Source organism: Providencia sp. PROV141 (assembly GCF_028481645.1).
Classification (GTDB): domain Bacteria; phylum Pseudomonadota; class Gammaproteobacteria; order Enterobacterales; family Enterobacteriaceae; genus Providencia; species Providencia rettgeri.
The window spans coordinates 89,166-102,771 of sequence record NZ_JAMPPR010000014.1 but is presented as its reverse complement, the minus strand read 5'-3'; the positions used below and the strand labels follow the sequence as shown (position 1 = coordinate 102,771).

Below are 13,606 nucleotides of genomic sequence, written 5' to 3'. Positions count from 1 at the left end.
TCAGTCTAATGATATAAGCATTTTTAGCTTAAAAATAAAAGGTTTACAGGATGGAACAACCAACCGAAGTCGTTGAATGGGTCGATATTGTTGATGAAGACAATACGGTGATTGCTCAAGCAACACGTAGCCAAATGCGGGCAGAAAACCTACGTCACCGTGCAACTTACATAGTTGTTCATGACGGAATGGGCAAAATATTGGTTCAACGACGCACTGATATTAAAGATTTTCACCCCGGTTTCCTTGACGCAACAGCAGGTGGGGTCGTGACAAAAGGGGAAAACATCCTTGATTCTGCAAAGCGCGAAGCTGAAGAAGAGCTGGGTATTGCAGGCGTTCCTTTTGCGGAACATGGCCATTTTTATTTTGAAGATGCGCATTGTCGTGTTTGGGGCGGGTTGTTTAGCTGTGTGAGCCATGGCCCATTTGCTTTACAAGAATCTGAAGTTGTTGAAGTCAGTTGGTTGACTCCGAAAGAGATCAGCGCACGCTGTGATGAATTTACGCCAGATTCACTCAAAGCGCTTTCTTTGTGGTTAACTCGCAATAATGAGTTAGAAAAAACCATCACTTGTGCTGAAAATTCATAACCAATCAGATTTAAATTATTAAAGGGCTATTTTATTTAGTCCTTTTCTTTATTTTCCCCAAAATCAAATCTCTAGCAAAGTTAATTTCTGGCTAATATATAACGATTAGTTATAACCAACTTGCATGCTAAACGATGTATTCATTTCCACACTAGATATAATGTGACAGAACTTAACATTTATCGTTTGCGATATGATGCACTGCTTGATGTATATATAACGCTTCGAGAGAATAAAAATGACAATTGATAAACAGAATACTTTTTTGAAACAACAACACCTTGAGAACGTAACCAATAAAGCCCGTGAGATTATGGAACGTGAAGGGATTGAAGCATTAATCGCAACCGTGGGTGATAACTTCTATCACCTAACCGGTTTTGCAAGCTTCTTTATGTACACTTTCAGGCAAACAGGCTCTGCGATTGCGGTTATTTTTCGCGATCCTTCCATAGAATCATTGGTTATTATGAATGAATTTGAAGCAGCAAATTTGTCGCTTCAAATGCCTAATGCAAAGATTAAAACATTTCCAATATGGGTGGATGTCGACGACCCTTACAACCCTGAAAATGGCAAAGTGATGAAGGCTAGGCCAATTAATAGCCCAATTGAAACGATTTTCAATTTACTCAAAGAAGCGTTGTCAGAAGCGGGGGTTTATGGGAAACCAGTTGCGATTGAATTAAATCAAATTACACATACTGGTAAGGTATGGTTGGATAGGGTTATTCCCGGTTTAAATTTGGTTGACTCTTCGCCGTTATTTAATGAATTACGCATGATTAAAAGTGCGTGGGAAATCGCTCATCTCAGAAAATCTGCACAAATTACAGAAGCCGGTATCGCTGCTGCGAGTCAATTAATCGGGGTTGGCTGTACTTCAGCGGAATTAACCGCTGCTTTTAAAGCTAAAGTGATGGAATTCCCTGAAACGAACTATAGTCGCTTCAATTTAATTTCAGTGGGCAGTGATTTTTCACCCAAAATGATCCCAGATGACCAACCGGCAAAAGAAGGTGACTTAATTAAATTTGACTGTGGTGTAGATGTGGCAGGTTATGGTGCTGATATTGCAAGGACATTTGTGGTTGGTCAACCGAATGAAAAAGTCGCTGCTATTTATCACACTATCTTAAAAGGCCATCAATATATGTTAAGCCGAGTTGCACCCGGTGTTGCATTAAGTGATGTTTTTAATGAAACAATGGCCCTCATTCGTTCTTCGGGTTTACCTCATTATAATCGTGGGCACCTAGGCCATGGTGATGGGGTATTCGTTGGGTTAGAAGAAGCCCCTTTTGTGAGCGCGGCGACGACAGAGATATTTAGACCTGGGATGGTGATGAGTTTAGAAACACCGTATTACGGGATTGGTGTTGGCGGCATTATGATTGAAGATATGCTGCTTATTACTGAAGACGGAGTAGAAATGTTAAGTCATTTGCCTCGTGAATTAATTTCTTTCGGGCAAGTGGAATAAGGGGCGGTATATGAAGTGGTATCATTATTTAGTTATTTTTCCAATCCTCGCATTAACCGTAGGTATCTATTATGCCAACCAAGTAGAACCTTTTGTTATGGGCTTGCCATTTTTAATGTTCTGGATTGTCTCATGGGTGATTATTACAGCCTTAGTTATGTTACTAATCAATGTATTAGATAATAAAAATACGAAGGAAAGCTCATGAGTTCCGCACTAATTATTATTACTATTTTTTTCCTATTTAGCATTTATCTTGCTATCCGTGCTAAAAAAGGCAAAACGATGGATCACGAAGGGTGGTCTGTCGGTGGGCGCAGCTATGGTGCATTACTGGTTTTCCTTCTAAGTGCAGGGGAAATATATACCACGTTTACTTTTCTTGGCGGAAGCGGCTGGGCTTACGGTAAAGGACCTGCGATTCTATATACCTTAGCGGTCAATGCTTTTATGGGGATCTTTTTATACTGGGTACACCCAAGAGTATGGCGCTTTGCAAAAGATAATGATGTCAGAACGATTTCTGAGTTATTTACCAAGAAATACCAAAGCCCGGGGTTAGGGTTATTGATTAGCTTGATTTCTATTGCTGCGATGGTGCCTTTATTTGTTTTGCAGCTTAAAGGATTAGGTATTATTGTTTCTCAAGCGTCTTATGGAGCAATTCCTGCGGATATTGCCATCTGGATTGGTATTATTGCAGTAACATTATTTGTGATGATTTCCGGTATTCATGGGTCAGCTTGGACATCTGCACTGAAAGATTTAATGATTTTAATTGTGGTGGTATTTATCGGTATTTATATCCCACTTCATTATTACGGTAGTTTTGGGGATATGTTTAAAGCGATAGATACAGCGATGCCAAGCTTTTTAACATTCTCCGAAACGGGTCTAAATATCCCGTGGTATATTTCCACAATATTCTTATCTGTGGTTGCCTATTTCTGTTGGCCGCATTATATGGCCGCAGTGTTTACTGCAAAAGATGAAAAATCACTGAAACGTAATAGTATTTTGATCCCAGCGTACAGCTTGATTATGCTATTCGCATTTTTCGTCGGTTATGCCTCTATACTGCAAATTCCGCATCTTGAAGGGGCGGCCGTAGATTTATCGTTGTTTGAGATATCTAAAAGCACCTTCTCACCTATTGTGGTTGGTTTTATTGGTGCTGCGGGTATGCTAACCGCATTAGTCCCAGGGTCGATGTTGTTGCTAACCACCTCTAATATGTTAGCGGGAGTTGTACAAAAAGCGATGGGTGTGAGTGAGGAAAAACGCCAGTCTGGCGTTTATGCACGCTTTATGGTGCCTGTTGTTGCGTTAGTCAGCTTGTATTTTATTTTCCACAGTAACGATACCTTGGTGGCTATTATGTTACTCGGGGTCAATATTGTTGCACAGTTTTTCCCAGCTTTATTGATGAGCTTTAAACAGAAAAACCCAATGACACCTGCGGGGGCTATTTGTGGGATTTCTGCGGGGGTTTTATTTCTTGCGGTAACCTATATCGAGAAAATTTCTTTAGCGCAATTGTTCCCTTGGTTAGGGGAAAGTTTAAGTTTCATGAATATCGGTATTGCTGCATTTATTCTGAATATTATTGTGGCAGTGGTTGTTTCGTTATTGACCCGTAAAAAATAATATTGGGATATGAAACTAAGTTAAATACCCGCCATTGATGCGGGTATTTTTATGCTGATTATTTACGAGACAATTGAACGCAAAATACTCCCGTAATCACTAAACCAATTCCAAGTATTTTTCCAAGTGGAACGGGATTTTGTGGCATTCCAAACCAACCGAAGTGCTCTATCAAGGCTGAAATCATTAACTGTCCTACAATTACCATAACAAAGAACGTCGTGCTGCCAATTCTAGGAACTAAAATCAGTGCTGAAGTTAGATAGAGCATACCGGCAAGCCCGCCAAACCAAATCCAGATAGGTTGCTGGAAAAGCTCAATACTAAAATTTGGTCTTGGTACTTTAAACATAAATAATAATGGAATGAGTACGATTATACTGATAATCAAGGAAATTGCTGTTGCCCATAGTGGATGACCTAATTGACGTGCTAAGAGTGCATTACTCGCTGCTTGGATAGGTACAACTACCCCAGCAAATAGGGCCACTAATGCCAAGAGTACCCCAGATAATGACAGTGTAGACATATAAACCTCAGAGTTATCATTATTGATTTAAGATGAGCTTAATGAGCGGGAGACTGATTGGGAAATGAACAATTTTATAAGGTACTATTCGTCAAATGAATAACTTAAGAAAATTAGATTTAAATCAATTGGTTACATTGTTGGTTTTGTTGCGAGAGCGTCATGTAAGCCGCGCAGCTGAGGCGCTACATAAAAGCCAACCTGCTGTTAGTCATACATTGAACCAGTTGCGCGAGCTATTTCAAGACCCATTATTGGTTCGCCAACAAGGACAGTACCAATTAACCAGTAAGGCGGGGGCTTTGTATGAACCATTATTAAATGCATTAGAACAGCTTGATTATTTGATTTCTCAACAAAATTTCCGGCCAGAGTTATGTCATCGGCAGTTTAATATCGCTTTATCTGACTACGGTGCGGCAATTATTACATTACCGCTCACACGTTATTTGCGGTTACATGCACCTGATGTTGATTTGAAAATTTGGCATTGTAGTCGTGAAGAAATGCAGACTAAATTACAAGAAGGGAGTTTAGATTTGGCATTTGGGGTGTTCAATTCATTGGATAATACCCTACATACACAGTCTATTTTTCAAGACCAAATGGTAAGTGTGGCAGATAAATCGATTTGCCCAAAAGGAGCGATGGAGCTGAATGAATGGCTTTCATATCCACATGTTGCTGTCAGTATGAAACCTTTTGACGCAAATGAAGTAGATATTCAATTAAAGCGCTTAAATCAACAAAGGCGTGTTGCTGTTACGGTGCCTTATTGGCAAGTTGCGCCACAATTGATTGAAAACACGGATTTGATTTTAACTGTTGCCCAGAAAGTATTTTCACAAGGAATGAATGAGCAGTGTGTTATGTTTGAGCCGCCAATTGAAATTCCGTTGCTCGATTTTCAGATGATATGGCATGAACGTAGTGATACAGACAATGCATTAAGTTGGTTAAGAAACACTATTTCCGGTTTATTACAGTCATAAAAAATGCCAACCAGTTAAGTAAGCTGGCTGGCATTCATCGCAATAATCGACTAATTAAACGTTTTCGTTTTGTACTGCTTGGATAGCGGTTAATGCAACGGTATAAACAATGTCATCAACTAACGCGCCACGAGACAAGTCATTGACCGGTTTACGCATACCTTGCAACATTGGACCGATGGAGACAAGGTCAGCAGAACGTTGTACGGCTTTATACGTGGTATTACCGGTATTTAAGTCTGGGAAGATAAATACGGTCGCTTTACCTGCAACTGGTGAATTAGGTGCTTTGGATTTAGCCACATCAGCCATTACTGCGGCATCGTACTGTAATGGGCCATCAATCATCAGATCTGGGCGTTTTTCTTGTGCTAAACGGGTTGCTTCACGTACTTTCTCAACATCACTACCCGCACCTGAATCACCTGTGGAATAGGAAATCATCGCAACGCGTGGGTCAATACCGAACGCTTTTGCAGAATCAGCGGATTGGATAGCGATTTCTGATAATTGTTCTGCAGTTGGGTCTGGGTTGATAGCACAGTCACCATAAACAAAGACTTGTTCAGGTAGTAGCATAAAGAAAACAGAAGAAACTAATGAGCTACCCGGTGCTGTTTTAATTAATTGCAGCGGTGGACGGATAGTATTTGCAGTCGTATGAACAGCACCAGAAACTAGGCCATCAACTTCGCCTTTTTCCAGCATTAGTGTCCCTAATACGACGTTATCTTCTAGTTGTTCACGTGCAACAACCTCTGTCATTCCTTTGCTCTTACGTAATTCAACGAGGCGAGCAACATATTCTTCGCGGACTTTAATTGGGTCGACAATTTCAATACCAGTACCGAGTTCAATACCTTGCGCGGCAGCAACCCGACGAATGTCTTCTGGGTTACCTAACAGTACGCAAGTTGCAATACCGCGCTCTGCACAGATAGATGCAGCTTTAACTGTGCGAGGTTCGTCGCCTTCAGGAAGAACAATACGCTTGCCTGCTTTACGAGCTAATTCCGTTAACTGATAACGGAATGCAGGTGGTGATAAGCGATTAGGGCGTTCAGAGTCTGCAACCAGTGATTCAATCCAATCACTACTAATATGACGAGCGACATAGTTTTGAATTTTTTCAATACGCTCATGGTCATCCGCAGGAACTTCTAAGCTAAAGCTTTGTAAATTCAGTGATGTTTGCCATGTATTGCTTTTCACCATGAAAACAGGCAAGCCAGTTTCGAAGGCTTGTTCACAAAGTTGGCGAATAGGCGCATCGATATTGTAGCCACCAGTGAGTAGAACTGCACCGATTTCAACCCCGTTCATTGCCGCCAGTGATGCGGAAACTAATACATCAGGGCGATCCGCTGAGGTCACTAATAATGAGCCTGGGCGGAAGTGTTCAAGCATGTGCGGGATGCTACGTGCACAGAAAGTCACAGATTTAACGCGACGAGTTTTGATTTCGCCTTCATTAACAATCTCTGCACCTAAGTGTTTTGCCATGTCAATTGCACGGGTGGCAATTAAATCAAAGTTCCATGGAATAGATGCCAGTACCGGCAGATTCAGCGCAGAAAGTTGCTTAGTATCGAGGTTAGCTACAGTTGCCTTAGTTGAATCGTCAAAGATTTCAGATAGGTCAGGGCGAGTACGACCTTGTTCATCAACAGGGGCATTCACCTTGTTGATGATCACGCCAATAATATTTTTATTGCGTTGGCCACCAAATTCGTTACGTACTAGCTCTAAACGCTCTTGCATTTGTGTAATTGAGCTGTTGCCTGGTGCAGTGACGAAAACAATTTCTGCGCCTAATGTTTTGGCAATTTCATAGTTTAATGATTGAGCAAATGAGTGTTTACGCGTTGGCACTAAACCTTCAATTAAAATCACTTCCGCATTTTTTGTGTGGTCATGATAGCGAGCTACGATTTCTTCCATTAATACATCTTTTTTGGAAGAGGTCAGTAGCGATTCAACGTATTCCATTGTCAGTGGTTCAACAATGGTAGTAATACTTGAATGAGAACGCAGGACTTCAGTGGTTTGGTCTTTATTGCCAGAGACGCGTGGCTGTGCGATAGGTTTGAAAACGCTTAATTGAACACCTTTTTGTTCCATTGAGCGAACGACACCTAGGCTAACGCTAGTTAAGCCAACGCTGGTGCCAGTAGGTATTAACATAATTGTACGGGACACGGGAACCTCTTTCTTTCGGTTACTCTAATGACAAAACGATACCGCCAGCTAGTTGCTGGCGGTAGAAGTTGCTTATGCGGTTAAACGCGCAGTATCTTGGGCAATAACCAACTCTTCATTGGTTGCGATAACCAGCGCTGGGCGGCTGTTATCGGTAGTGATTAAACCTTCTTTACCGAAGCGTGCCGCTAAGTTACGTTCGTGGTCATATTCGAAACCAAGGATTGCCAGTTTCTTCAAGGTGATTTCACGAACTTGTGCTGAGTTTTCACCAATACCACCGGTGAAGATGATAGCATCAAGACGGCCTTCCATCAGTGCACTATATGCACCAACATATTTCGCTAAACGATGGCAGAAAACATCCATTGCGCGAGTTGCGTCTTCTTTAGTGCCGTAGTTATCTTCAACATAACGGCAGTCGCTTGTTACACCAGTTAAACCTAATAAACCCGATTCTTTGGTTAGCATTTTATTGATTTGATCAACACTCATACCTAAAGAATCATGTAAATGGAAAATAATTGCAGGGTCGATATCACCACTACGCGTTCCCATTACCAGGCCTTCTAATGGCGTTAAGCCCATTGAAGTATCAACACATTTACCGTTAACAATGGCAGTAACAGAACCACCGTTGCCTAAGTGGCAAGTGATAACATTGAGCTCATCAACAGGTTTGTTAAGTTTTTTCGCAGCTTCACGGGAAACATAGTAATGGCTTGTGCCGTGCGCACCATAGCGGCGGATACTATGCTCTGAATATAATTCGTATGGCAATGCATACAGATAAGCTTCCTGCGGCATGGTCTGATGGAATGCGGTATCAAAGACAGCGACATTTTTGTTGATCAGATGCGGGAAGGATTTTCTTGCTTCTTCAATACCGATGAGATGAGCAGGATTATGCAATGGTGCGAATGGAATAGCCGCTTCAATGCCTTCGATCACTTCGTCTGTAATTAATACAGAAGAGGTAAATTTCTCACCACCATGAACAATACGGTGACCAATGGAGGTGATTTGCTCTGATAGCTCAGGTTTTTCAGCAAGAATAGTGTTAACAATGAAATCCAATGCTTCGCTATGCGCTGCACCAGCACCTAAAGGCGCTTCTTTCTTAGCACCATCCATTTTCCACTTAATACGGGCTTCCGGGAGGTTAAAGCACTCAGCTAATCCAGATAAAAATTCATCGCCATTAGTTGGGTCGATGATGGCGAATTTCAGTGAGGAGCTACCGCAGTTTAGAACCAGTACCAGCTTACTTGACATGGAAATACCTATCGTTAATTGTTGTTGTGAAGCCTTTTAAACAACATGAAAAGACTCAGATTAAAAATATACCGCTAGAGCCTAGCGTATTTATGACCTGAAACATCATGATTGATATCATGTTAAAGGCGAAAAAGTTAAAGATCGTGAGACCTCTAGGGGTTTGATAAAGCAGGCGCTATCCTTTTTTACAAAGGTATATAAAAGTAAACCTTCGCACCTAGTGTTGAAATAACGACCAAAAACCCCAATATATATAACTGTTGTCTATCTTCAGTTTCGAAAATGGATAAAGCTACAAAGTAACAAATGCAACAGCAATTCTAAATGTGGCAGATTCTACTAAAAATATTTTATATTTTATACGTTTTTTTTAAAAATAGGGACTTTGATTGATTAAAATCATAAGTGACGTATAAAGTGGTGTTATAGCACAGGGTTACATTGCTATTAGAATAGCTGATATTTAGTAAAGTGACTTAACTTAAGGTAAATGTAATGAAATAATTTCGTTATCTTAAATGTGCTATGATTTTATCATGGCGCAATCTACAGATTATTGCCTCAGTTTTTAAGAAGTCGATAGGAAACGTTTCATGAGTACATTACAAAGTACACCGCCCGGTTTTTTTAAACGCTTTAGATTAGGTAACCGCTATCTGAAGACCTTTCCTATGGAAAAAAAACTGTCGCCAATCTTCCCCGAAATTCGCATCAACAAAGCTGTCCGCTTTGGTATTCGTTTTATGCCACCGATTGCAATTTTCACGTTAGCATGGCAAATCGCGCTAGGTGGGCAATTGGGACCCGCCATTGCTACGGCACTTTTTGCCTGTAGTTTGCCAATGCAAGGCCTATGGTGGTTAGGAAAGCGTGCTTCGACGCCTTTGCCATCTAGCTTATTGAGCTGGTTTTATGAGATCCGTGATAAGTTTACAGAGGCGGGGATCGCTATGGCACCAGTTGAACACCAACCCGATTATATGGCGTTAGCTGACTTGCTAAAACGTGCATTTAACCAGCTAGATCGCTCTTTTATGGAAGATATCTAAGGGATGATTTCCACTAAAAGGTAGATTTAACAATAAGTAATGCAAAAAGCGTGTTTAGATCAATAAAAGCGATGTTTTCACTGTCTATGATTGATGTTGAATGCGAAGATAAGCCATACTTTTTAGTGGGAGAACCATGATGGAAATGACTAACGCACAACGCTTGATCTTATCTAATCAATATAAAATGATGACCATGCTTGACCCCGATAATGCAGAACGTTATCGCCGTTTACAAACCATTATTGAACGTGGTTTTGGTTTGCAAATGCGTGAGTTAGATAGAGACTTCGGTCATTTGAGTGAAGACATTTGCCGCACTGTTATTGATATCATGGAGATGTACCATGCGCTACAAGTCTCCTATAGCAACATGGCTAACAAGGAAGACATTGATGGCCGGCGCGTGCAATTTTTAGGTTTTGATGCTGCAACAGAAGCACGCTATTTGAGCTACGTTCGCTTTATGGTTAACACAGAAGGGCGTTATACCCACTTTGACAGCGGGACGCATGGGTTTAACTCACAAACGCCAATGTGGGAAAAATATGTACGGATGCTAGCGATTTGGCATGCCTGTCCTCGTCAGTATCATTTATCAGCGGTGGAGATTTCCCAGATCTTAAACGCCTAATGCTCGTCATTCTTCGCGCTGTCGCGTTGTTGACTGCGTTCGGCTACTCGGGTCACATACTTTTGTATGCTCCCCGAGATATCCTCTTTGGTCGCCTAGCGACAACGCGAATAATTTAGAGCATATTTGCTCATCATACTTCACCTTGTCGCGTTGTTGACTGCGTTCGGCTACTCGGGTCACATACTTTTGTATGCTCCCCGAGATATCCTCTCTGGTCGCCTAGCGACAACGCGAATAATTTAGAGCATATTTGCTTGTCGTATTCTGCGCTGTAGCGGTGTTGGCTTCACACACTAACCCTAGTCACATACTTATGTATGCTCCTAGGGATTAGCGCGCTTGCCGCCTAGCTACAGCACAAACTTCTTAGAGCAAATGGGATTAATAGGTATAAAATTTCAACTTCAAATCAACATTCCTTTCCTGTTTTAACTCTCAAGTGCATTCAAATCTAAGCTTTAGTATCAATCCTTAATTATTTTTAATATTGAGGTTGCGTGTATGTGCCTATTTAGCGTTAACTAATGGGCTAGAATCGATTCAATTATTATGTGAATAGCAAATAAAGGGGTAGACGTGAAATTAAAGGCAAAAGGGTTTCTATTTGATTTAGATGGCACATTGGCAGATTCCTTGGCAGTGGTTGAGCGCTGTTGGTGTAAGTTTGGTGAACGAATTGGTGTAGACTCAGCCGAAGTCATTAATTTTATCCATGGAAAACCTGCGTTAACCAGTTTGCGTCACTTTTTACCCGAAGCGAGTGATGGCGAAATTATGGGGTATTTTCGCTGGTTAGAAAAAATGGAAAGCGAAGATGTGGAGGGCGTTGTGGCCCTACCTGGTGCGATTGCCTTGCTGTCACGTTTAAATGAAATTGGCGCTCCGTGGGCAATTGTCACTTCTGGTACTGTACCGATTGCCCATGGACGCCAGCAAGCTGCGGGTTTACCAGAACCTAAACATTGGGTGACATTTGAAAAAGTCACGAAAGGAAAGCCGGACCCAGAACCGTTCTTGCTTGGCGCTCAAGCACTTTCTCTTCCTGCAAAATCCTGTATTGCCTTTGAAGATGCGCAAGCAGGTATCCACTCTGCATTAACAGCAGGTTGCCAAGTGGTTGCAGTCCATGCACCAGAAGGCATGCCGCGTCGTGATGAAATTCAAGTAATTGTAAACTCATTGGCTCAAATTTCTGTTACGGGGCCTGACAAGAATGGTGATTATGAACTTTTCGTGTCTAATTTGACTTAATGGTGATTTAATCAAAGAAATTCTCCATAAAACATGCTTAACTGAATAAAATTCTTAGCAATGTTTTTTTTCGTCGAAAGGGGATATTTTGAACGGAGAATTGCTGTGGGTCTTAACCCTCCTATTAATTGCGATAGTTCTGTTTACCACAAATAAAATTCGCATGGATGTGGTCGCATTACTTGTCATTGTCGCGTTTGTGTTGAGTGATACCTTAACATTAGAGCAAGCTACAGCAGGTTTCGCAGATCCTAACGTTCTGCTAATTGCAGCATTATTTGTTATTGGTGATGGGCTTGTTCGCACAGGGATCGCTTACCAAATGGGAGACTGGCTTGTTCGCGTTGCAGGAAGCAGCGAAAGCAAAATGCTGGTTTTCCTCATGCTCACCGTCGCTGGGTTAGGCGCTTTTATGAGCTCCACTGGCGTAGTGGCTATTTTTATTCCCGTCGTTTTAAGTGTCGCATCACGGATGAAAACATCGCCTAGTCGGTTAATGATGCCATTAGGCTTCGCAGGGCTCATCAGTGGGATGATGACACTGGTGGCCACTCCACCTAATATGGTGGTGAACAGCGAATTGGTACGCGAAGGGATCAAAGGCTTCCAATTTTTCTCTATTACCCCGATTGGTATTTTAATTTTATTCGCAGGTATTGCCTACATGTGGCTGACAAGGCGCTGGCTAGGCAGTAACGAACCAGACAAACTCCCTGAGCGCTATCGACGCACCTTTCGTGACTTAATTCGTGATTATAAATTGACAGGTAGAGCTCGCCGCCTTGCTATCCGCAAGGGGTCGCCACTCATTGGCCATACGCTTGATGAGCTACACTTGCGTTCACGTTACGAAGCGAACGTAGTGGGGATTGAGCGTTGGCGTAAATTTCGTCGAGTGATGGTGAGTGCAACTGGGGGAACAGAGTTACGCGAGCGAGATGTCTTATTAGTCGATATTTCGGTGAGTGATGACGATTTACGCCAATTTTGTAGTGAACAACTCCTTGAACCGATGATTTTACGGGGAGATTATTTTTCAGACCAATCACGTGATGTGGGAATGGCTGAAGTATCGATGAATCCAGATTCTGAACTATTGGGTAAATCTTTAAGAGACATTAAATTCCGTACTCGTTATGGCTTGAACGTGGTTGGTATTCGTCGAGATGGTAAGGCGTTGGACGGCAAGTTGGTAGATGAGCCGCTTCGATTGGGTGACATTTTATTAGTCATTGGTGATTGGAAATTAATTCGCATTTTATCGACTAAGCCACGAAATTTTATTGTCTTGAATTTGGCTGCTGAAGTAGAGGCGGTGGCACCTGCTGCATCTCAGGCTCCTCATGCCTTATTTTGTTTGGCGTTAATGGTCGCGATGATGGTGACCAATGAAATTCCTAATTTTATTGCCGCACTTATTGCCTGCTTGTTAATGGGGAAATTTCGCTGTATTGATATGGAAAGTGCTTATAAGTCAATTCACTGGCCGAGTATTATCTTAATTGTTGGGATGATGCCTTTTGCGCTCGCACTGCAAGAAACGGGAGGGATTGCTCTTGCCGTTGATGCGTTAATGAAAGTTGCTGGTGGGTTAGGGCCACATGTGATGCTATTGTGCCTATTTATTTTGTGTGCCTCTATTGGGTTATTTATTTCCAATACCGCAACTGCAGTACTAATGGCTCCGATTGCCATTGCTGCGGCTCGCCAAATGGATGTCTCACCGCTACCTTTTGCGATGATTGTTGGGATCGCCGCATCCGCAGCCTTTATGACCCCCGTTTCATCACCAGTTAATACCTTAGTTTTAGGACCTGGTGGTTATAAATTTTCGGACTTTTTAAAAGTGGGTGTGCCATTCACTATTATTGTGATGTTTATTAGTATTGCAGTCGTGCCTATTTTATTTCCATTCTAAGAAAATACATTAATGGTTAATTGATATTTT

The 13,606-nt window shown here is 41.7% G+C and carries 12 protein-coding genes; 9 read left to right on the top strand and 3 right to left on the bottom strand.

From position 1 onward, the window contains the following. Nucleotides 1-50 precede the first annotated feature (50 nt). The 4 genes from yfcD to PSF09_RS09140 all read left to right on the top strand — a co-directional run bounded on the left by yfcD (nt 51) and on the right by PSF09_RS09140 (nt 3,723). Nucleotides 51-593 carry an NUDIX hydrolase YfcD gene (yfcD, locus tag PSF09_RS09155; RefSeq protein WP_004912292.1) on the top strand — a complete coding sequence of 181 codons (543 nt, stop codon included), beginning with the start codon at nt 51-53 and terminating at the stop codon, nt 591-593. 238 nt (nt 594-831) lie between these two features. After that, nucleotides 832-2,076, top strand: a complete 1,245-nt coding sequence (locus tag PSF09_RS09150) for a M24 family metallopeptidase (protein ID WP_272683794.1) — start codon at nt 832-834, stop codon at nt 2,074-2,076. Nucleotides 2,077-2,086: 10 nt separating this feature from the next. Beyond that, nucleotides 2,087-2,284, top strand: a complete 198-nt coding sequence (locus PSF09_RS09145) for a DUF3311 domain-containing protein (protein WP_210837007.1) — start codon at nt 2,087-2,089, stop codon at nt 2,282-2,284. Next, nucleotides 2,281-3,723 carry a sodium:solute symporter family protein gene (locus tag PSF09_RS09140; RefSeq protein ID WP_272664627.1) on the top strand — a complete coding sequence of 481 codons (1,443 nt, stop codon included), beginning with the start codon at nt 2,281-2,283 and terminating at the stop codon, nt 3,721-3,723. Before PSF09_RS09145 ends, PSF09_RS09140 begins: the two co-directional genes overlap by 4 nt. A 58-nt stretch (nt 3,724-3,781) precedes the next feature. On the opposite strand, the gene PSF09_RS09135 is transcribed toward PSF09_RS09140, so the two are convergent. Next, entirely contained in the window at nt 3,782-4,252 is a 471-nt protein-coding gene (locus tag PSF09_RS09135) for a DMT family transporter (RefSeq protein WP_210837003.1), read from the bottom strand. A 95-nt stretch (nt 4,253-4,347) separates the two neighbouring features. Here PSF09_RS09135 and PSF09_RS09130 point away from each other — a divergent pair, with 95 nt between their 5' ends. Beyond that, complete coding sequence (locus tag PSF09_RS09130; protein ID WP_272664628.1) at nt 4,348-5,244, top strand: LysR family transcriptional regulator; 897 nt, start codon at nt 4,348-4,350, stop codon at nt 5,242-5,244. A gap of 54 nt (nt 5,245-5,298) precedes the next feature. Here the strand turns inward: PSF09_RS09130 and pta are convergent, their stop codons facing one another. Both pta and ackA read right to left on the bottom strand, forming a co-directional pair. Further along, the gene (pta, locus tag PSF09_RS09125) at nt 5,299-7,428 is read right to left on the bottom strand and encodes a phosphate acetyltransferase (protein WP_272683872.1); all 2,130 of its coding nucleotides are present in this window, start codon (nt 7,426-7,428) and stop codon (nt 5,299-5,301) included. Between the two features lie 87 nt (nt 7,429-7,515). After that, nucleotides 7,516-8,718: an acetate kinase gene (ackA, locus tag PSF09_RS09120; protein WP_210837000.1), complete on the bottom strand. Its 1,203-nt coding sequence runs from the start codon at nt 8,716-8,718 to the stop codon at nt 7,516-7,518. Nucleotides 8,719-9,314: 596 nt separating this feature from the next. Between ackA and yfbV the strand changes: the two genes are divergently transcribed. The 4 genes from yfbV (at nt 9,315) to PSF09_RS09100 (ending at nt 13,576) form a co-directional block, all read left to right on the top strand. Continuing rightward, entirely contained in the window at nt 9,315-9,770 is a 456-nt protein-coding gene (gene yfbV / locus PSF09_RS09115; RefSeq protein WP_004912272.1) for a terminus macrodomain insulation protein YfbV, read from the top strand. Between the two features lie 139 nt (nt 9,771-9,909). Then, entirely contained in the window at nt 9,910-10,404 is a 495-nt protein-coding gene (locus PSF09_RS09110; RefSeq protein ID WP_272664794.1) for a YfbU family protein, read from the top strand. 579 nt (nt 10,405-10,983) lie between these two features. Beyond that, entirely contained in the window at nt 10,984-11,658 is a 675-nt protein-coding gene (locus PSF09_RS09105) for a sugar phosphatase (RefSeq protein ID WP_272683793.1), read from the top strand. 88 nt (nt 11,659-11,746) lie between these two features. Then, on the top strand, nt 11,747-13,576 hold the full coding sequence (locus PSF09_RS09100) for an SLC13 family permease (protein ID WP_004912265.1): 1,830 nt from the start codon (nt 11,747-11,749) through the stop codon (nt 13,574-13,576). Nucleotides 13,577-13,606 lie beyond the last annotated feature (30 nt).